Annotated in this window: 14 protein-coding genes; 7 read left to right on the top strand and 7 right to left on the bottom strand. The window is 58.0% G+C overall.

The annotated features are described in order from the left end of the window. The first annotated feature begins 12 nt into the window (after window positions 1–12). From sprA to F1C16_RS15325, 4 genes are all read left to right on the top strand, one after another. Window positions 13–7,461, top strand: a complete 7,449-nt coding sequence (sprA, locus tag F1C16_RS15310) for a cell surface protein SprA (RefSeq protein WP_258048929.1) — start codon at window positions 13–15, stop codon at window positions 7,459–7,461. A gap of 263 nt (window positions 7,462–7,724) precedes the next feature. After that, window positions 7,725–8,105 (top strand): glycine cleavage system protein GcvH, encoded by a 381-nt coding sequence (gcvH, locus tag F1C16_RS15315; protein ID WP_185281495.1) that lies wholly within the window; start codon window positions 7,725–7,727, stop codon window positions 8,103–8,105. Between the two features lies 1 nt (window position 8,106). Further along, window positions 8,107–8,523, top strand: coding sequence for a VanZ family protein (locus F1C16_RS15320; protein WP_185281496.1), 417 nt, complete (start codon window positions 8,107–8,109; stop codon window positions 8,521–8,523). Then, window positions 8,511–9,857 carry a M28 family metallopeptidase gene (locus F1C16_RS15325; RefSeq protein ID WP_185281497.1) on the top strand — a complete coding sequence of 449 codons (1,347 nt, stop codon included), beginning with the start codon at window positions 8,511–8,513 and terminating at the stop codon, window positions 9,855–9,857. Before F1C16_RS15320 ends, F1C16_RS15325 begins: the two co-directional genes overlap by 13 nt. 153 nt (window positions 9,858–10,010) lie before the next feature. Here the strand turns inward: F1C16_RS15325 and F1C16_RS15330 are convergent, their stop codons facing one another. Continuing rightward, on the bottom strand, window positions 10,011–10,505 hold the full coding sequence (locus tag F1C16_RS15330) for a hypothetical protein (protein ID WP_185281498.1): 495 nt from the start codon (window positions 10,503–10,505) through the stop codon (window positions 10,011–10,013). A gap of 376 nt (window positions 10,506–10,881) precedes the next feature. Continuing rightward, entirely contained in the window at window positions 10,882–11,769 is an 888-nt protein-coding gene (locus F1C16_RS15335; protein ID WP_185281499.1) for a YicC/YloC family endoribonuclease, read from the bottom strand. Between the two features lie 124 nt (window positions 11,770–11,893). On the opposite strand from F1C16_RS15335, the gene F1C16_RS23070 reads away from it, so the two are divergent. Genes F1C16_RS23070 through F1C16_RS15345 form a run of 3 tightly spaced genes read left to right on the top strand, consistent with a single transcriptional unit; the run spans window position 11,894 to window position 14,363 of the window. After that, complete coding sequence (locus tag F1C16_RS23070; protein WP_258048930.1) at window positions 11,894–12,028, top strand: hypothetical protein; 135 nt, start codon at window positions 11,894–11,896, stop codon at window positions 12,026–12,028. After that, window positions 12,013–13,080: a glycosyltransferase gene (locus F1C16_RS15340; protein ID WP_185281500.1), complete on the top strand. Its 1,068-nt coding sequence runs from the start codon at window positions 12,013–12,015 to the stop codon at window positions 13,078–13,080. The genes F1C16_RS23070 and F1C16_RS15340 overlap by 16 nt, the downstream gene beginning before the upstream one ends. Beyond that, a complete protein-coding gene (locus F1C16_RS15345) occupies window positions 13,077–14,363 on the top strand; it encodes a lipopolysaccharide biosynthesis protein (protein ID WP_185281501.1) in 1,287 nt (428 codons plus the stop codon). Before F1C16_RS15340 ends, F1C16_RS15345 begins: the two co-directional genes overlap by 4 nt. 16 nt (window positions 14,364–14,379) lie before the next feature. Here F1C16_RS15345 and F1C16_RS15350 read toward each other — a convergent pair whose 3' ends face one another. From F1C16_RS15350 to F1C16_RS15370, 5 genes are all read right to left on the bottom strand, one after another. Beyond that, window positions 14,380–15,354: a MoxR family ATPase gene (locus F1C16_RS15350; protein WP_185281502.1), complete on the bottom strand. Its 975-nt coding sequence runs from the start codon at window positions 15,352–15,354 to the stop codon at window positions 14,380–14,382. Between the two features lie 196 nt (window positions 15,355–15,550). Beyond that, complete coding sequence (locus F1C16_RS15355) at window positions 15,551–16,813, bottom strand: efflux RND transporter periplasmic adaptor subunit (protein WP_185281503.1); 1,263 nt, start codon at window positions 16,811–16,813, stop codon at window positions 15,551–15,553. Between the two features lie 126 nt (window positions 16,814–16,939). Next, window positions 16,940–18,151, bottom strand: coding sequence for an efflux RND transporter periplasmic adaptor subunit (locus F1C16_RS15360; protein WP_185281504.1), 1,212 nt, complete (start codon window positions 18,149–18,151; stop codon window positions 16,940–16,942). A gap of 46 nt (window positions 18,152–18,197) precedes the next feature. Beyond that, window positions 18,198–19,442, bottom strand: a complete 1,245-nt coding sequence (locus F1C16_RS15365; RefSeq protein ID WP_185281505.1) for a TolC family protein — start codon at window positions 19,440–19,442, stop codon at window positions 18,198–18,200. A 158-nt stretch (window positions 19,443–19,600) separates the two neighbouring features. Then, window positions 19,601–21,490, bottom strand: coding sequence for an efflux RND transporter permease subunit (locus tag F1C16_RS15370; RefSeq protein ID WP_185281506.1), 1,890 nt, complete (start codon window positions 21,488–21,490; stop codon window positions 19,601–19,603). Window positions 21,491–21,661: the final 171 nt, after the last annotated feature.

The raw sequence follows: 21,661 nt of genomic DNA on the forward strand, positions 1-21,661 counted from the left end.
CGTTTCACTTCCTTGAGCTTCGATAAGAAACACCTCTCCTCCTCGCTGGTTCTGTGTGCGTTGCTGGTGACCTGGTGGTCGCAGGCGAAGCCGTTGAGTACCAACGCTACTCGGTTGCACCAGCTCCTGACACACCTACCCGTGGTGGCGCAGCTGCTGCCCGATACCCCGCGCGTGGTGCTGCCCGATACCAGCCGCTACCGGCCCAGCTCGCGCCCCAAAGTGGCGCCCGCAGACCGGCAGGGTATTACGTCGCCTACCCGGCGCCGTTCGCCCCTGCTGCTCGACCAGCCCGCCAACGTGAAACCCGAGGTAGTGGCGAGCGACAGTTTAGACTACTACGACTTAAACGAGAAAATAGGTTCGGATATCGACTATCGGAATCCGAGTCGGATGACGTTTGAGGAGTATTCGCGGTTTCGGCAACAGCAGGCTGTGCGCGATTATTACCGCGAAAAGGCCGCTGGCGGTGTAACTGGCGGCGCCAACACGCCCGCTACGGCCCAGCGCCTGATTCCGAAAATCTACCTCGGCCCAATGGCCGACCGCATCTTCGGGGGTAGCTACGTGGACATCCGGCCCCAGGGCGCCGTGACGCTGCGCATGGGCGCGCGCTTCAACCGCAACGAAAACCCTACCCTCACGCTCCGCCAGCAGCGCACCGGCGACTTCAACTACGAGCAGAACATGAACCTGAACCTCACCGGCCAGATCGGGGAGAAGATGCGGGTAACGTTCAACTACGACACGAAGGCCGCCTTCGAGTTCGAGAACAACATGAAGCTCGACTATACGGGCTACGAAACGGAGATTATTCGGAAGGTGGAGCTGGGCAACGTGAGCCTACCCCTGAACAACTCCTTAATTACAGGCGGCCAGAACCTGTTTGGGGTGAAAGCCCAGCTGCAATTCGGGCGCCTGGGCGTAACGGCCGTAGCCAGTACCCTGCGCGGCCAGCAAGACGCCGTGACGGTGCAGAACGGCGGGCAGAGCCGCAACTTTGAAATCAAGGCCAGTCAGTACGAAAACAACCGGCACTTCTTCCTGTCGCAGTTTTTCCGCGACCGGTACAACGCGGCCCTGCGCAACCTGCCCACCGTGCAGAGCGGCATCGAAATCCGCCGCCTGGAGGTGTATGTGACCAACGACAACCGCACCGCCACCGACCTGCGCAACGTGGTGACGCTGATGGACCTGGCCGAACCGTTCCGGGTATACCGCCCGCAGTTCCTGCAAGGCAACCGCACGACGAATACGCCCCCCGGCAACGGGCAGAATACCGAATATGAGCAGGTACGCCGGGACCGTGGCAACCTCACCGTAGACAACTCTTTGAACGCGTTGGGGCTGGTGAAAGCGACTGACTTCGAGCGGGTTCGTGCCCGCAAGCTGGCGCCCACCGAGTACACCTTCAACGCCCAGCTGGGCTACCTTTCGCTGAACACGCAGCTGCTACCCGAGCAGGTGCTGGGCGTGAGCTACGAATACCTCTACAACGGCCAGGTATACAAGGTAGGCGAGCTGGTGGACGACTACGCCAGCGTGAATGCCGATCAGGTGATTTTCCTGAAGATGCTGAAGGCCACCAACCCCGGCGTGGGCCTGGCCGACCCCAACGTGAATCCGCAGAACCCCAACCTGCTCACGCGCAACCTCCCTACCTGGGATTTGCTGATGAAGAACGTGTACTCGCTGAATGCTACGCAGCTCAACCGCGAGAACTTCCAGCTGCAAGTGGTGTACAAGGACGATGTGACGGGTGTGGATTTGATTTCGCTGAAGGAAGGGCAGAACGTGCAGAACGTGCCGCTTATTCAGGTGCTGAACCTCGACAACCTGAATCCCAACAACGACCGAAACGCCGACGGCAACTTCGACTTTATCTCGGGTATCACCATCGACCCTACCCTGGGGCGCATCTATTTCCCGGAGGTAGAGCCGTTTGGCAATTACTTGCAGAACCAGTTTGTGGCCGGTACTGAGCAGGGACTGATCGACAAGTACGTGTACTCGGCCCTGTATAATCAAGTGCAGAGCGATGCCCAACAGGTGCAGGACAAGGACAAGTTTTTCCTACGCGGGCGCTACCAGGCCACATCTACCGATGTGATTAGCCTACCTGGCTTTGGCATTGCGCAGGGTTCGGTGCGGGTGTACGCGGGTAGCACCTTGTTGCAGGAAGGCGTCGACTACCAGGTGTTCTACGATCAGGCGCAGGTGAAAATCCTGAACCCAAGCTACCTCAATTCGGCCAACGAGCTGCGCATTACCTTCGAGAAAAACGCAGTGGTGCAGGTGCAGCCGCGCCGCCTTATTGGCACTCGTCTCGACTACCGCCTCAGCCCCGACATCAACTTTGGCGCTACCATGCTGAAGCTGATTGAAAACCAGGCCCCCGGCATCAACCGCGTAGCCATCGGCGACGAGCCCAACAACAACACCATCTACGGCTTCGACGTGAACATGCGCCGCGAGTCGCGGGCCCTCACCAAGTACCTGGATATGCTACCGGGCCTCAGCACCAAGGCGCCTTCGTCGGTGGCCTTTAGTGGGGAGTTTGCCCAACTACTGCCGGGCAAAACGGAGCTGGGCCGCGGCGAAAACGGCGTGTCCTATCTTGATGACTTTGAGAATGCGCGCACGCCCTACACGCTGGCCGGCCTAAACTCGGCCACGGTGTGGCGCCTGGGCACGACGCCCCTACCCATCCAGGGCTCGCAAGCGCAAGGACTGCCCTTTGCCTACCGCCGCGCCAAGCTGGCCTGGTACACCGTAGACCAGACCTATTACTCCAACGGCCCCAGCAAACCTTCTAGCATTGGGGCGCAGGAGCTGCGCAACCACTACGTGCGGGGCATTCCGCGCACCGAGATTTTCCCGGCCCGCGATGTGGGTGCTACCGGCAACGGCTTTGAGCTGCCCCTGGACCTGGCCTACTTCCCAACAGAGCGCGGGCAGTATAACTACAACCCGCAGGTAGGCCCCGATGGCCGTTCCCTACCCCTCGGCCTAGCCCAGGGCAACTATGGCGCCATCAGCCGCGAAATCACCTTCGATACGGACTTCGACAATGCCAACGTAGAGTATATCGAGTTCTGGATGATGGACCCATTCATTCAGAGCAACAACGGCAATAACGTCATCCGCGATGGGGTGAACGAGACGGTAGCCTCTGCCAACCCTGGCGGTGATTTTTATATCAATCTGGGCTCGGTGTCGGAAGATGTGCTGCGCAATAACAACATCAACGAGTTTGAGAACGGCCTACCCGACGGCGTTAATAATGCACCCAATCTAACGCAGAATACTGTGTGGGGCCGGGCTACCACCCAGCAGTTTTTGACCGATGCCTTCTCGGCGGCCAATGGCGCGCGGGCGCTGCAGGATGTGGGGCTGGACGGGGTAAACAATACCGCCGAAAAAGCGCTGGGGGTACCCGGTCCGTTCTCGGGCCTAGACGACCCAGCCGGCGACGACTTCCTGCACCACCTCTCGGGCCAGTACGATGGCAACCCGGCCGGCAACCACATCTTGGGCCGCTACAAGCAGTACAACGGGATGGAGGGCAATTCTACCTCCGATACCAACCAAAGCTCCACTGCCTACCCCGACAAGGAAGACCTGAACCGCGACAACGTGGTGACGGATTTGGAGCGCTACTACGAGTACCGCCTGCAAATCCGCCCCAACAACATGGTGGTGGGCCAAAACTACATTGTGGACAAGGTGACGCGCTCCATTGCCGGTTCCAATGGCGAGTCGGTGTCGTGGTACCAGTTCCGGGTGCCGGTGCGGCAGTATTCGGCTGTGCGCGGCACGCCTAATGGGCAGCCGTTTGGTTTCAAATCCATCCGGTTTGTGCGCCTCTACCTCACGCAGTGGCAGCAGCCGGTGGTGCTACGCCTGGTGCAGCCGCAGTTTGTGGCCAACCAGTGGCGCCGCTTCCTGAGCACCATTGCTACCCCCGGCCAGCCCGTACTCAACAACGATACCGATGCTGAGGGCTTTGCTATTTCAACGGTGAGCTTGGAGGAAAACGGCGCCTCGGCCAATACGTCGGGTGCCATTCCGTACGTACTGCCGCCCGGCATTCAGCGCGACCAAGAGTATGGTTCCAGCACCGTGAACCGCCGGCAAAACGAGCAAAGCCTACGCCTGACAGTGGACGGCCTACGCGACGGCTACGGCAAGGCTGCCTACAAAAACATCCAGATCAGCCTGTTGCGGTACAAGCAACTGCGGATGTTCCTGCACGCCGAAACGCAGGAAGCCAACGTGAACGATGGCGACGTACGCGCCTTTATCCGCATCGGCACCGACTATACCCAGAACTACTACGAGTACTCGCTGCCCCTGCAACTCACCCGCCCCGGCGCCTCCACTACCTCCGAAATCTGGCCTGATGCCAACCAGATTCAGGTGGCGTTCCAGGATTTTATCAATGCCAAAGCGGCCCGTAATGCCGTTGCCGTTCAGAATAATCTGGGGTCAGAGTTTTATTTTACTCCCTTTACTTATACTGAAAACTTGCCCACTGGGGCTACCATCACGGTAGTAGGCAACCCCGACTTCTCACAGGTGCAGGGTGCCATGATTGGCGTTTTCAACCCCCTGGACAACGGCGTGAGCAAGTCGGTGACGGTGTGGGCCGATGAGTTCCGGGTGTTTGAGTTCGACCGTAAGAGTGCCTGGGCCGCCACAGCCCGCTTTAACACTCAGCTAGCCGACGTGGCCAACGTGACGGCTACGGGCAGCTATGTTACCTCGGGCTTCGGTGGCTTGCAGGATAAGCTCCAGCAGCGCACGACCAGCGACATTATGCGCGGTGACGTGAATGCCACCATCGCGGCCGACAGGTTCCTGCCCGAGAAGCTGGGCCTACGGCTGCCTGTGTTGGTGCAGGCGGGCTCCGAGGTCAGCAAGCCCGAGTACGACCCGCTGGATCCTGATACCAAGCTCAGCCAGTCGCTGCAAAAATTTGGCTCTGATAGAGAACTGCGCCGCGAGTACGAGAAGGAAGTCGTTTCGCAAACCAGCCAGCGCAGCATCAGTGTTCTAAACGCGCATAAGGAGCGCACCGACCCGCAGAAGCCGGTGCGCCCCTATGATATTGAGAACTTTGCGGTGAGCTATGCCATTACCGAGCGCACGCACACCGACATCAATACCGACAAAGACTACACTCGTACCTTCACGGGGGCGCTGGCCTACGTGTACCAAACCACGCCCAAGAACTACACGCCGCTAGCAGGATTAAAGGCGCTGGACTCGCCCTACCTGAAGTTTTTGCAAGAGGTGAACTTCACGCCCCTACCCTCGCGCTTCTCGTTCCGGGCTGACCTGGACCGGCGCTACAACGAGCGGTTTTTGCAGCGTGTGCTGGAGCCTGGTACCCTTCCTGTTTCAACGGGCGCAGGTATTTTCCAGAAAAGCTTCTACTTCAACCGCATCTACGACCTGAAGTGGGACCTGACCAAATCCTTGATCCTAGATTACACGGCCAACAACCGCGCTATCGTGGATGAAGGGGTAGGCCGAGCCGTGGGTGGCTCCGATCAGGCCCAGCAGAACCGCGACCTGATTCGCGACAACCTTTTGCGCGGGGGCCGCACCACCAACTTCACCCAACTAGTAGCCGTAACGTGGCGCGTGCCGCTGGATAAATTCCCGCTCACCGACTGGGTATCTATCAATGCGCGCTACTCGGCCAACTACACTTGGCAAGCGGCTTCCACGGCCCTGCGCGTGCTGCGCGACCCCTATGCTCCGCTGACCTCCGACAGCACTACCCTCGGCAACACCATTCAGAACAACGGCGAGCTGAGCGGTACGGGCAAGATTGATTTGGTGAAGCTCTACAACAAGGTGCGCTTCCTCAACATCATCAACAACGCCCCACCGCCACCGCCCGTGCAGCGCGACGAAAAGGGCCGCATCATTAAACCCAAGCCTACCCCACCCGGTGCCCCTGGTGTGGCCGGTGCCCCCGCCGATACCACCCGCAAAGCCCCCGAGTTCCGGGCGCTGAAAGCGGTACTGCGTTCCTTGATGACGGCCCGCTCCCTGGACTTCACCTACACCCGCAGCAACGGTACGCTGCTGCCGGGCTACCTGCCCAGCACGCAGTTTTTTGGAATGAACAACTCGTTTGATGCGCCGGGTATTCCGTTCATCCTGGGCAAGCAGTACAGTAAGTTTACAGAACTGGATATGCTGTACCAGCGCGCCGCCAGCAACGGGTGGTACACCGAGCGCAGCGACCTGCTGAATACGCCGCTCAGCTCCCTGCTCACCGATAATCTGACACTGCGCACCTCCCTGCAACCCTTCCGCGACTTCAACATTCAGTTGGATGCCCGCCAGCAGCGCGTCCGCAACCGGGAGGTCTTCTACCGTCGGGCTATTGATGAAGAAACGTTGCTGCCCGTGCCAGGCGCTGTAGCTACAGCAAGTAACCCGTTGGGGTCGGGGTCATTCAGCACCTCGTTCATCTCCATCCAAACGCTATTTGGTGACCGATCTGCTGAGGGCACGATTTCCAAGGCCTTCAACCGCTTCGTGCAGAACCGGGCGTTCGTGTACGACCGTCTGACTGCTGCCAATACTGCCCCCGGCGTGTACAGCTACAACTCGCAGGACGTGCTGCTACCCGCTTTCCTGGATGCCTACCGCGGTAAGTCGTCGGATGGTTACGAGGCGAAGGGATTCAATCCTACCAAGCAGTTCAACGTTCCGCTGCCCAACTGGACTATTCAGTACAACGGCCTGGCACAACTGCCCTTCGTGCAGCGCTACTTCCGCTCTGTTACGCTCAAGCACGCCTATACTTCGGTGTACAGCATCAATAGCTATACTACCTCTACTCTGTATAAGGCTGCACCTGACGACAATGATTTTTCGACCGTCACCAACAATAACAACCTGTTTGTTCCCTACTATATCTTAGGACAGGTGACGATTTCGGAGCAGCTGGCCCCGCTGATCGGTATCAATTTCCAGACCCTGCAAAAAGTATCCGGCAACCTGGAGTACCGCGTAACGCGCAACGTGGGCTTGAACACCATCAACGCCCAGGTAACGGAGCTGCACACCACCGAGATGGTGATAGGCTTTGGCTACGTAACGGACCGCCTGAAACTGCCTTTCCGCATTGGGGGCGAGCAAAAAGTGCTGCGCAACCAACTCAACGCCCGCCTGGATATGTCTATTCGGGACAATACCATCATCCAGCGCACTATCGAGGATGTGGTAGACGGGTCGGATGTGGGCACGCCCTTTAGCCTGGTCACTAGCGGTACCCGCCAGGTGCTGCTACGCCCTACCATCGACTACACCCTCAACCAGCGCCTGAACCTGCAATTCTACTTCACGCGCACCGTTACGGCCCCGCGCGTGCAGAACTCCTTCCGCAACGCAGCTACCGAGGGCGGCATTCAGCTTCGCTACAGCTTGTCGCAGTAAAGAGGTGATTTTGTGAAATGGTGAATGAAAAAGCGTCTGTCATCCTGAGCGTAGCGAAGGACCTTCTCACGTGGGAACGACAGACGTACCAACGACTCGTTCTCCGGGCATAAGGTCCTTCGCTGCGCTCAGGATGACAGACGCTTTTTCATTCACCATTTCAAAACTCACTATTTCACAACTTCACAAACTCCCCCTTTCACCATTTCACTCTTCGCCTTTTCCCGTACTTTTGAGGGCTGTTCATTTTAACCTGGCTTTGCATGAATCTCCCCGCTGAACTGAAGTATACCAAAGAGCACGAATGGGTGCGCGTTGAAGGCGACGTAGCGTATGTAGGCATCACCGACCACGCGCAGAAAGAGCTGGGCGACATCGTGTATGTGGACATTGATACCTTGGACAAGGACGTAGCCCAAAACGATGTATTCGGGACGGTAGAGGCCGTGAAGACGGTTTCGGACCTATTTAGCCCCCTCACCGGCACCGTGCTGGAAATCAACCCCGCCCTCGACGGTAGCCCCGAGTTGGTGAACTCCGACCCCTATGGCGATGGCTGGATGATCAAAATGTCGGTAGGCAATGCCGCTGAACTGGACGAGCTGCTGACGGCTGAGTCCTATGGCGAAATCGTAGGCGCTTAAGTTGACGGCTTCTACAAGCATAACGCCGTCCGCGTCGCCGCGCGCCTTTGCTGGCGTGCCGGCCGCGTGGGCGGCGTTGGTGTTGGTGCTGACCCTCACACCAGCCCAAGAAATGCCCGACACGCCGCACTGGGAGTTGCTGTCGTTTGACACGGCTGCCCATGCAGGCGTTTTCGCGGTACTGTCTTTCACCAGCTATATCTCGGCCCGGCGGCAGCGCCGTTTCCCTACACTGCATAGGCAAGCAATGTGGTGGGTGGGTATTGGCTGTACTGTATTTGGAGCGCTGATTGAGGTGCTCCAAATGACTATGAACCTAGGCCGCCACGGCGAATGGTCCGACCTCATTAGCGACACACTGGGTACCGTGGCGGGCTTGGGCGCGGCTTGGCTACTGCGGCGCTGGTGGCAGGCCTAATGGCTACCGGGCGCCGTTGGCTGCTGCTGGGGGTAGGGTTCCTACCCTTTGGAGCACTGGCGCAGGACATGGCCCGCGCGCGCCAAACCATTGCTACCCTCGCCGCGCCCCAGATGCACGGCCGCGGTTACGTCCGAGGCGGCGACCGGCGCGCCGCTGCCTATCTGCAGCAGCGGTTCCAGCAGCTGGGTTTGCAGCCCTTAGCACCTGACTATACCCAGTCGTTTCCGCTGGATGTAAATACCTTTCCGGGGAAGCTGCAACTGGAGCTTCGTTTCGGCATGCTGCGGTTTCCGATGCTGGGCCGCTCCCGCCAGTTGCAGCCGGGCAAGGAGTTTATTGCCGCTCCCGAATCAGGGTCAGGCAAAATAGGCGGACCGTTTTCAGCGGCACCCGTTATTCGCCTCGATACGCTGGTTTTCACAGATGCCGCGGCCCAGCAGCGCCTATTGAAACGCCCCTGGTACGGGGGCGGCGTGGCAATCCGTAGCGCCGACGTACCTCGCTTGGCTACCCTTCCCCTACCCCTACAGCAGCACCTCGACTCGGCGGCGTTACGCTTCACGCTAGTACCTAAGCTCACGGCCTCACTGGCTCCCACGCAGGCTGGCCAAGTACGCCTAGATATTTTGGAATCAGTTTGGCAGAAGTATGCTGCTAAACAAGATGACCTAGCAGCGCAGGTAGCTGTGCGGGTAGATGCAGAACTGAAACACGACTACCAAACCCAAAACCTGATTGGGATGCTGCCCGGCACCACCCAGCCCGATTCGTTCTTGGTTGTTACGGCGCACTACGACCACCTGGGCACAATGGGCCGCCGCGCCTACTTTCCCGGCGCCAACGACAATGCGAGCGGCACAGCCATGCTGCTGGAGTTGGCCACCTACTATGCTCGACCCGAAAACCGGCCGGCTTACTCCGTATTATTCATTGCCTTTGGTGGTGAAGAAGCTGGTTTAGTTGGTTCACGCTACTTCGTGCAGCACCCGTTGGTGCCCCTAACCCGCATCCGGTTCTTGCTCAACCTAGACTTGTTGGGTACTGGTGAAGAAGGCATTACCGTGGTGAATGGCCGTGTTTTGCCCGATGCTTTTCAGCGCTTGCAACAGCTCAACGAGGCCGAGCATTTTGTGCCTTCCGTAGCAGCCCGCGGCAAGGCAGCCAATTCTGACCATTATTATTTCACCGAAAGCGGTGTGCCTGCCTTTTTCCTCTACACCCGTGGCGGCCCTACTGCCTACCACGATGTGCACGACCAGGCTGCTGCCCTACCCCTAACGGCTTTTTCCGGCGTGTTCAGGTTGATTACTCGGTTTCTGGCTTCATTTTAAGTAAGCAGGCGAACCCAAGAGCGTATTGATTTATCATTTGAAGCAGCTGCCGAAACGCGCTACGGTCATGCTGATACGCACAAAAACCACTAGCATATCACCGATTGGTGACGTGCTAGTGGTTTTTACACTCTTCGGCTGACGTGCTTAGTCTTAGCCGTTGGTACGCAGGGAACCCATAATCTGCTTGGCTACCGTTTCCCACTCGGGCTTTTGGCGGTCGGCGCAGGTGAAGGTGCACATGAGCAGCTTGCCCTCCACATCGGTGAAGAACACCAGCGTATATACCTCGTGGCCCAGCTCCGGCTTCATCAGCTCCATGTAGCCCATCTTACGGCCATTGATTTCGCGCACGCCGTTTGAAAACCACTTAGCGTTCTTGAACTGCTTGGTATATGTCTTGTAAAACGTTTCAGCGTACATGTCGATCATGTCCTGATCAGCTGCGTTGTCGGTGTAGGTGAAGGCAACGCTGGCTTCCTTGCTGTTGGTGTAGATAACACTCGGGCGGCTTTGGGCACTTCCGTAGTTGAAATCCATTTGCTGCTCGCTCATCACCTCGAAGCCTTTGGGAATGAGAATTTCAACCCGCTCGCTTAGTACGCGCTTCTTAATAAGCTCCACCTCGGCGAACGGGCGAGCTGCCATCAAAAGCATAGACAGGCAGAGAAACGGAAGTAGTAAAGCTTTTTTCATAACGTTTACTTGAAAAAAGATGAATTTCAAAAGAATAATGGGTCTGTTATAAAAACGACTCCTGCTTGATTAGCACAATTTACTACGAATAATCTTAAAGACAAGTTTTGTCCAAAAGAAATATTTTTATGCTATTGCACCTCATCTCCTAAAATCCTGCCAATTTCATCTAAAAACGTCAATCATAAGCACATAAATCTTTACGTTAATTATACACAGATAGTAGACAACATTAATAAAGTACTGTAAACACGCATCAAAATATAAACTTGTTATCATTTAAAAGTACTATAAAAATCAATCTAAACCGTGCAAGAGAACCTATAGTTTATAGGATATTATTTATTTGCTCTTTGATTTTTTCTAGCTCCTCCTTCATACTCACCACTAGATGCTGAATGGTGGAATCATTGGCTTTCGAGCCAATGGTGTTGATTTCGCGGCCGATTTCCTGAGAAATGAAGGCGAGTTTTTTGCCTGTAGGTTCGGGCAAATACACCGTTTCGGTGAAGTAGTGCAGGTGGTTGATGAGGCGCACCTTTTCTTCAGCAATGTCGAGCTTCTCGATGTAGTACAGCACCTCCTGCTCGAAGCGGCTGGCGTTGAAATTTTCCGTCGCAGCTAGCTCACTCAGATGGTTTTGCAGGCGTTGCCGCACCTGGGTAATGCGCGTCGGGTCGTGGCGCTCTACGTCGGCCAGGGCTACGCGAATGTGGTCAATATAGCCCAGAATTTCGGTGGTCAGGGCCTGGCCTTCGTCGCGGCGAAACTGGTTGATGCGCTCCAGCGCCTCGTGCACTAGCGGCAATAGCTCGTCCCAAGTGATTTCCACTTCCGGCTCAGCCAGTTGATCGGGGCCGGCCAGCACGCCGGGTAGGCGCAGAGCCGCCAACAGGGTTTCCTCGCTGGCAGGCAGGCCTAGTTCTTCCGCTATGGTTTTCACCTCCTTATAGGCCGCCAGTAGCGCTTCGCGGTTGAAGATGGTAGCAGCGCGGGCGCCGGCGGTACGGCTCACTTCGAAATTCAGGTTGACTTTCCCACGAATTAAACTCTTAGCCAACAAGTTACGCACCTCCAACTCGCGGTCTTGCAGGAAGCGGGGTAGGCGCAGGCTCAGGTCCAAAGTTTTGGAATTGAGCGACTTAATTTCAACGGTGGCGGTGTAACGGTCGGTTTCGCGGTGGGCGATGCCGTAGCCGGTCATGGACAGGAGCATGGTAGGAAGACAGTTAGAGTGAAACGGTGCAAAAGTACTGCGGCGCTTCTAACTACGCCGGGCTGGTCTTTTCTGGGTCCTGTGGGCTTGCCTTGGCTGTTTAAAACCCTGTAGCTTGCAGCATATGACCAAACTTCGCGTGCTGATGCTACCCAAGTGGTACCCGCACCGCTACGACGACCAGGACGGTGATTTTGTAGCGCGGCACGTGGCGGCCATTGCCCCCACGCGCAGACCGCCGTGGTGTTTGCCGCCGTAGCCCGTGGTCCCCTACCCCACCTCGTTGTCGGCGAAGTCGATATGGCAGGCCCTACCCCTACCTGGCGCTACTACTACCGCGCCCGGCCAACAGGCTTGGGTTTGATAGATAAGCTATTGAAGCTGATTCTATATTACTGGTGCGTGGGGCAGGGCTACCGAAAAGCTGTGCAACACTGGAACGGACAACGCCCACAACTGGTGCACGTGCATGTGTTGTTGCGTACGGGTCTGTTTGCGTGGTGGCTACGGGCGCGACATGGTATTCCCTATCTCATCACCGAGCACTGGACGCTGTACTTGCCGGCTAAGGCAGCAAGCATAGGCAAGCTCCGCAAGTGGCTTACCCGCCAAGTAGTAGCGCAGGCGGCGACGCTGCACACGGTATCCAATAACCTACGTCAGGCGATGCAGGCGTTGGGCATTTCGAATCCGCATACCGTTGTGATTCCGAATGTGGTGGACACGCAGCTGTTTCGTCCGTCCCTACCCTACCCCAGGCGTGCCGGGCGACGCCTTTTGCATGTAGCAGCCTTCAACGAAGCAGCCAAAAACCTGACTGGCTTGCTGCGAGTACTGGCGCGCCTGAAGGAGCAGCCAGATATCAGCTTACGCGTGGCGGGCTACGGACCCGATGAAGCGCACATGTTGCAGACGGCGCAACAGCTTGGCTTGCTGGAAGGCACAGTAGAGTTTTTAGGGAAGCTTCCCTCCGCTGCCGTCGCCCACGAAATGCAGCAGGCCGACTGTCTGGTTTTATTCAGCAACTATGAGAATTTGCCTTGTGTGCTGATTGAAGCGCAGGCCAGTGGGTTGCCTGCCGTGGCCACAAGGGTAGGCGGGGTGCCCGAGCTACTACCCGCCGACGGCCGCTTCGGCCTGCTAGTACCGCCCGGCGACGAAGCTGCTTTGGCCGACGCCCTTCTCTCGGCCCTAGAAAACCCAACACAGTTCTCCTCTGACCTGATGCGGGCTCGTGCAGAAGAAAAGTTCAGCTATGGAGCCGTAGGACAGCAATTTGCACTACTTTACCGTGCCATACTACCCACATGATCCGCCGCATCGCCTACCATTTCCTGACGCGCCTGCTGACGGCATTGCTCAGCTTTGGGGTGGTATGGCTCACGGCTCGCTACCTGGGCGCGGCCGGACGCGGGGCTGTGAGTTTGTTTGTGACGGACTGTGCTGCGGTGTTGTTGTTTATTGGGCTGTTGGGCGGCTCTTCGCTTATCTACCTTTCGCCGCGCTATAGTAGCTGGAAGCTGTTGGTACCGGCTTATGGCTGGGCAGTGGCAGTTTGCGGCGTGGGCACCCTGGCCGTAGGGTTGTTTCGACCGGTATCATCTGCCTACTTAACGCATTTATTAGTAGTGACGATATGCCAGGCGCTATTATCAACAAACACCTCTCTACTGCTCGGGCGCAAGCGCGAAACCGCATATAATCTCTTGACTATCGGGCAAGTGCTGCTCCTGGCTGGTGGCCTGCTGATAGCTTTTGTAGGTAACTGGCAACGCACAGTAGATGCTTATTACTATGCCGCCTACCTGGCATATGGCCTACCCTTACTGCTCAGCTTTGGAGCTTTGTGGCAACTTCCTGACCGCTGGCGCACGGGACAGTCGCTACGGCAGGTGGTGCGGGAGTTGGCGTATCATAGCCGCGGCGCGCATTTCTCCAACATTCTCACGTTTATCAACTACCGCCTAGCTTACTACTTTGTGGCGCATTATGCCAACGTACGATCCTTAGGGGTTCTAAGCGTAGGCGTGTCGCTGGCCGAGGCGTTGTGGTTGATTCCGCGCAGCACTGCTCTTATTCAATACGTTGACCTAGTGCACGCTACCGATAAGCAGGCGCAACTGGCCCCTACCCTTCGCACAACACGGCTCACGCTGCTAGCAACCGGCGCGGGTTTGCTGGCGCTATGCGCGCTGCCCACGGTGGTACTTACACGCCTGTTTGGTCCCGAGTTTGGGGCCGCGCGGCTCGTGCTCTGGTATCTCACACCGGGCATACTAGCGGTGGCTAGTAATATTATGTGCAGCACCTACTTCAGCGGCCTAGAGCGCTACCGCGTCAACAACGTGGCGGCGGGGTTAGGCGTGCTGGTGACCCTGGCGGCTTGCTTCTGGCTGATTCCGCGCTACGGGATTCGGGGAGCGGCACTGGCGATGTCGCTTTCTTATTCGGTATCGGCTCTCTACCTACTCTGGCAGTTTCTGCGCGATACTGGCACCGGCCTGCGCCACCTACTGCCCGGGCCCGCCGACGCCGCGTATGGCGTGGCGCTCTGGCGCAAGTGGCTTCTGGCGCAGCGCGGTACGAAGGTTTAGAAAAAGTGAACTGCTGTTAGCTGATCGGCACTTTGCGCAGGATGGCTTCGATGAAATCCTGGGTGCGAATGCCGTCGGCTTCGGCTTCGTAGTTGAGTAGGATGCGGTGGTTGAGCACGTCGGTGGCCACGTCTTTGATGTCTTCGGGCAGCACGTAGTCGCGCTCGTTGAGGAAAGCTACGGCCTTGGCGGCGCGGTGCAGGGCAATGCTGGCCCGCGGACTCACCCCAAAATGCACGTATTGGGCATATTCGGCCAGGTCGTACTCGGCGGGCTTACGGGTGGCAAACACTAGTTCGATGATGTACTTCTCCAATGTCTCGGAAATCTGCACCTGATTGATGAGCGTCCGAATGGCGAAGATGTCCTCTTTAGTGAGCACCGGCTGCACGGCTTCCACGTAGCTCATGTTGGCCATCCGGCGCATCACCTCCAGCTCGTCGGCCTTTTTAAGATAGTCGACGTACACTTTCAGCATGAAACGGTCGAGCTGGGCCTCGGGCAACGGGTAAGTACCTTCTTGTTCCACTGGGTTTTGCGTGGCTAGCACCAGAAACGGCAGATCGATGGGGTAGGTGGTTTCGCCGATGGTCACCTGCTTTTCCTGCATGGCTTCTAGCAGGGCGCTCTGCACCTTGGCGGGCGAGCGGTTCACTTCGTCGGCCAGCACTAGGTTGGCGAAAATAGGCCCCTTCTTTACCTCAAACTCCGACTGATTCTGATTGTAAATCATCGTGCCGATGAGGTCGGAAGGCAGCAAGTCGGGCGTGAACTGCACGCGCTGAAAGTGCAGGTGCAGCACTTTTGATAGTGTACTGATGGTAAGCGTCTTGGCCAAACCCGGCACGCCTTCCAGCAGAATATGGCCGCCGGTAAACAAGCCAATCAGTAGCCGGTTGACCATGTATTGCTGGCCTACCACCACATTGCCCACTTCGGCAAAAACCTGTTGAATTTTCTGGCGGTAGTATTCGGGATCTGGGGTAGACATAGGCGGTGAAGGGCAGGAATAAGAAGGCGCGAAAGATACGGCAGCAGAACGTGTAACGCAGAAAGTTGCGCTATTGCTGGTAGAGACACAACATTTTCTGTCTCGTTGTTGAACGGCAGCGGTAGCTAACCCTGTCAGGGTTCAGCGGAAGATGCGCAACAATGGAGCTAACGACTAGACACGCTATTTTGTGTCTTTACTGCCTTGTCAGTGGGGAAGCACCCTTCTGCAAGATATACTCGCTGTGCAGTAGGTAGGCCCCATCTACCACTACCTCTTCCCCGGCTGTCAGGTGCGAGAGAATTTCGACTTGCCTGCCTGTCTGCTTACCAAGTTCTACTTCGCGGTTCTCGTAGCTGCCGTTGGGTAGGCGCACCCACAGACTGTTACCGGCTTGCTCCTGCAACACGGCAGCCATAGGCACGCGTAGTGCGCCTACCGCCGCTGGGGCTTGGGGTGAGGTAGGGGCCATGCGCACCACGGCTTGCAAGCCTGGCGTGTAGGCGCGTTGCGGGTTGGGTAGGACCACGCGCACCAAGGTTACTTTGCTATCGGCCAGCTCAGGATTCACAAAGCTCACGCGCCCCGTCACCTCCCTACCCGGCAACGACGGAAACGTGACTGTAACCGGCTGCCCGGCGCGCACGGCGGCATCGGTGGCGTAAAGCTGCGCTTCCACCCATACTGTACTCAGGTCGACGAGAGAGAAGATGGGCGTGCCTTCCTGCACGTAGTCGCCCTCACGCAAGGCTACTTCCTGCACTACGCCACTTTTTGAACTGAAGTATGGCACCGGGTTTAGCGGCTTGCCAGCCCGAAGTAATTGCCGCAGCTGATTCGACGTGAAACCCCAAAGCTGCAACCGGTTGCGGGCAGCGGCTACCAGCGGGGCGTAGTCAATGTTATCGGCGCCGGACAGCTCGCGCTGCTGGGCGGTGGCGAGCAGGAAATCCAGCTGCGCTTTCTGCAATTCTTCGCTGTAGAGCGCAAACAGCGGCGCGCCGGCGCGCACGGTTTCGCCGGGGTTGCGCACGTAGAGCCGCTCGATGCGGCCGGGCACGCGGGCGCTTACCTGGGTGGTATTTTCGGGGTTGGGCACCACGCGGCCTGTGAGTGCCAAGCCGGTACCGGCCGCCGCAGTAGCCATTGGCTGCTCGCCTACCTTTCTCACCTTGATGCCGCCCAGGCGCACCTGCTCGGCGCTGAGCCGGATGGTGCGCGCCGTGGTAGTGCCCGACTGGTGCTGCACTTTGATGAGGTCCATGCCGCAGATAGGACAGTCGCCGGGCTCGTCCTCGTGAATTTGCGGGTGCATGGAGCAGGTGTAATACGACTCCGCCGTGGCGGCCAGCGCTGGGTTGGGCGTGGGGTCAGCTTCGGGCACTGTAGCAGAATCGGCCTCTGGCGTGGCTTGACGGCAGGCCACGAAGAATAGCAGTAGAAGCAGCGTGTATTTCATGTTTTTCTCGCAGAGGTTCGCGGAGGTAGGCGCAGAGGTTCGCAGTGTTCTGACGAAAAGGTCTTGCAGAAATTCAGTTATAGAACCGGTTCGATAAAACTCTCACTATCTGTTAGGTACTGCGCGTTAGCGGCTATTTGGTCCTGAGCAGTCAGGCCACGCGTGATTTGTACTTGGTTGCCGGTGCGGGCACCCGTTACCACCGCTACGGGCTGTAGCTGATTGCCTTGTTGCCGGAACACAACCTGCCGGGTACCCAGGTCGAGGACGGGCCGCGGCGGGCACCCATAGTCCTGTAGCTTGCGTGGCGGGTTGAATCCGGCCCGTTACAAGCTGCCCGATTTTGAGCTGTTGCTCGCTGTTTGATAGGTAGACACGGGCCGTAGCTGTAGGTGCGCTGCTGGTAATGAGTGGTTCTACCAGCGCTACGTTGCCCTGGCGCGACGCGGCTTGGGGCGCATCATTCAGCGTAATTTCCACGGCCTGGCCCGGTTGCACACGAGCCAAATCGGCGGCATACACTTGCAGCAACGCCCACACCGTAGTGGTATTGATGAGTTGCAACACGGGCTGGCCGGTTTGCACGTAGTCGCCCTCTTGGATGCCCAGCGGACCGGCTTGCTCCAATGCACCGTCAGCTTCAGCCGCTGGTCCTACTTCCGTTACGTAGCCACTAGCTGGACTATATACGCTGATGCGCAGTTGCGGCCGGCCGCTTTTCTCAACGGCCCTTACTTGTCCGGTTGTTAGGCCTAGTAGCTCCAATTTGCGCCGTGAGGACGTCAGCAGTGTCTCGTCAACGGGCTTGTTTTTCAGGATGAAAAGCAAGTTCTGTTGCTCCGTTAGCAGTTCCGGACTATAGATGTCGTAGAGCTTCTGCCCTTTTTTCACGGGTTGAAAGCGGTAGCGCACGTACAGCCGCTCGATGCGCCCCCCTACCCTCGCCGACACCCGCTCGAACTGGCGCGGGTCGTAGCTGATGACGCCGGGGGCGGTGATGGTCGTGGTTTCTGCGCTGGTGGTAGGGTGCACCAGTTGCACGTCGGTGGGGGTAGCAGCACTACTAGCGGGGGTAGGGAGGGCACTGGTATCGGCATCAACGGCCGGACCGGTGGTTTTCTTCACCAGAAACATGCCGCATACCGGGCACTTGCCGGGGCTGTCCTGAACCACCTCGGGGTGCATGGGGCAGGTGTAATATTCTTCAGCCGTGGCGTGGGTGTGCTCATGGGGCTGTTTGGTAGAGCAGCCGGCAACCAGTAGCAACAGGAGCAAGGCGGTAGAAACGCGTTGCGCGTGCCTACCCGTTCGCATCAGAAAATCAACTAGATAGACCATTTTTTTCAATCAAAATCGTGCAACGATGGGCGCGTGCGACGCGCCCCTACTGTTCCTGTTCGCGCTCAAACTCCACCTGTAGCTGCAACAATTGCTGCTCCTGGTCCACGGCGGCGAGGCGGGTGTTGCGCAGGGTTTCCCAGGCTTGCAGCACCGCCGAGAAGGTTTCGGTGTTTTGCTCATAGGCGAGCAGGGTAGCGCGGTAGCTTTTGAGCACGGCCGGCAGCACATTCTCCTTATATAAGAGTACCTGCTCGTACTGGGCGCGGCGGCGGGCGTTCAGCGCTTCTACTTTGCCGGCCGCTTGGTTTAGCAAATCGGCGCGTTGCTCGCGCAGGGCCTGGGCCTCCAGCTGCATGCCCGCCACATTGGCCTTGTACTGGCGCAAGGCCCACGGCACAAACGGCACCGACATGGTACCCAGCACCGTGTACTGGTTGGGCATGCTGCCCAGCCCCTGCATGTGCTGGGCCTGTACGGCAAACTCGGGCCGGGCGGCGGTGCGCTCCAACTGCTGCTGCAACTGGTTACGTACCAGCGACTGATCCAGGGCGCGCACGTCGCTGCGGGCCTGGGCCAGCTCGGTGGTGTCGAGGCTGCGGTCGAGGGCGCGCAGGTGGTAGGTGGTGTCGATGTAGAACAGGGTTTGCGGGTCGCGCACCAGCAGGGTGTTCAGGTTGGCGCGGCGCTCTTTCAGTTGACCTTCCAGCTCCATTTCCTCCACGTGGTGCAACTGAAGCGCGGCCTGGGCGCGGTAGGCGTCGCTAAGTTTTTCGCCGCCGTATTTGTACCGCAGCTCGATGCTACGAAGCGCAAACTCCATCAGGCGCTCGGTTTTTTCCAGCACGTGCAGCTTCTTTTGTAGCATCAGCCAGTCGTAATAGTTCTGCTTCACGTCGGCGCGGAGCTGGTTGCGCGTGTAAGCGCGGGTTTCGCGGTCCACGTTGGCCTGGCTGCGCAGGTAGCTTTCGTTAGCGCGCTGACGGGCACGGTTGGGTAGGCCTTGCTCGGCCATCACCATCACCGAGCCTCCCGACTGCATACCCATATCCTCGCCGCGGCGGTTGGCACTATACGGCACCATAAAGGGGCCGGCCCCTACCCTGGGCGCCATCCACACCCGCGCGCCGGCGGCGTATGCGTCGGCGGCTTTAGCTTGGGCGTCGTACTGGCGCAGGCGCGGGTGCACGCGCTCTACCCTGGCCAGGATAGTGTCCAATGGCAACACCTCCGGCAGTTGGGCCTGGGTGGCGAGAGGTAGGAAAAGCAAGAAAAGCAGGAAGCGTTTCATATATACAATCGTCTGAAATGCAGAAAAAAGGCGGTCATGCTGAGCGCAGCGCAGCGGAGCCGAAGCATCTCGCGTGCTCCTGGTAATTACTATCTGCCATCAGCACGCGAGATGCTTCGGCTCCGCTGCGCTCAGCATGACGTTCTTACTTCTTTCCATCAATGCCGGGCCACTGGGATTTCCATGCGGCCATGTTTGCGCAATTCGTATTCCTTGGTCATCTCGAACACCACTGGCGTGACCAGCAGAATGTGAATGGACGACGTGAACACGCCGCCAATCAGCGGGAGTACAATGGGCAGCATCACATCAGACCCTACCCCCGTGGACCACAGCACCGGCACCAGCCCGAATAAGGACACCGAAACCGTCATGATTTTGGGGCGTAGGCGCTGGGCGGCGCCGGCCATCACGGCCCTGCGGATGTCGGCGGGCGTGATAGTGTCGCGGGAGTTGCCTTTTTCGGCTACCAGCTTCTGCATGGCTTCGTTGAGGTAAATGACCATCAGGATGCTGGTTTCCACGGCCAACCCGAATAGCGCGATAAAGCCCACCGCCACCGCTACCGACAGATTTATGCCGTAGAAATACACGATGAACACGCCGCCAATCAGCGCAAACGGCACCGTAACGAGGTTAAAAAAGGCTTCCTTCAGCGAGCCGAACGTGAAATAGAGCACCCCGAAGATGATGGCCAGCACCAGCGGCAGAATCAGCTTGAGGGTTTGGGTGGCGCGGAGCTGGTTTTCGTACTGCCCGCTCCAATCGAGGAAGTAGCCTTTCGGCAGCTTGCCCATCATGGTTTCTAGGCGCTGGCGGGCTTCGGCCACGGTGCCCCCCAGGTCCCGGTCGCGCACGTTGAATAACACGGTACCGCGTAGCAGGGCGTTTTCGGAGTTGATCATGGGCGGACCTTCCGCAATGCGGATATCGGCCACCGATGACAGCGGGATGGGGCCGCTGGCCGTTTGCACTTGCAGGCGCTGCAAGGCAGGTAGGCTGTTGCGGAAGTCCTGGGCAAAGCGGGCATTCACGCTGAAGCGCTGCCTACCCTCAATGGTGGTGGTCAACTCCATGCCACCCAGCGCCGACTCTACCAGCAGGTTCACGTCGTCCACACTCAGTCCATAGCGCCCTATTTCATCACGCTTCACTTTAATGTCAAGATACTTGCCGCCTGTGATGGGTTCCACATATAGGTCTTTCACCCCCTCAATACCAGCCAAGTGCTGCCGAATTTGGGTGGAAAGCCGGTAAATAGAATCCAGGTTTTGGCCGTACACTTTCACGCCCACATCGGTACGGATGCCGGTAGAGAGCATGTTGATGCGGTTGATGATGGGCTGCGTCCAGCCGTTCACCACGCCCGGAATCTGGAGTTTCTGGTTCAGCTCGTCTACGATTTTGGCCTTGGTCATGCCAGCGCGCCACTCGTCGCGGGGCTTGAGCAGAATGATGGTTTCAATCATCGACAGCGGCGAGTTGTCGGTGGCCGTGTTGGCCCTACCCGCCTTGCCCAGCACGTGCGCCACCTCCGGCGTTTGCTTGATGATGCGGTCCTGTACCTGCAAAATGCGCTTCACCTCCTGGTTCGACACGTCGGGCAGGGTCACGGGCATGAACAGGATGCTCCCCTCGTCGAGCGGCGGCATGAACTCCGTGCCCAGGCTCAGGAGCATCGGAATGCTGATGAGCAGGGCCACGATGTTGATGCCCAGCGTGGTTTTGCGCCAGCGCAGGCACCAAGCCAGTACCGGCGTGTACACGCGCTCCAGCGTCCGCCCTACCGGGTTGCTACCCTCCGGCTTCAGCTTGCCTTTCAGCAAGAAGCTCACCAGCACCGGCCCTACCGTAATGGCAATAAAGGCATCAACGAGCAGGATAAAGGTCTTGGTCCAAGCCAGCGGCGCGAACAGCTTGCCCTCCTGCCCCGTGAGCAAAAACACCGGCAGAAACGACACCACGATAATAATGGACGAGTAGAACACGCCCGGCCCTACCTGCTGGCAGGCCCGCTCAATAATTCGGTTGCGTTCTTCGGTGGTCATGTTATTAGAGCTAAAACTAGTGCTAGCTCCCCTCCTTTTTTAAGGAGGGGGTAGGGGGTGGTAAAACTGGTTTGCACGTTGCTAGAGCTAGTTTGTATTTGAATGATTCAACGACTTTTACCACCCCCTACCCCCTCCTTAAAAAAGGAGGGGAGCTAGTTCTAGTTTTCT

Origin of the sequence: Hymenobacter sp. NBH84, assembly GCF_014217645.1 — a bacterium.
Lineage (GTDB): Bacteria > Bacteroidota > Bacteroidia > Cytophagales > Hymenobacteraceae > Hymenobacter > Hymenobacter profundi.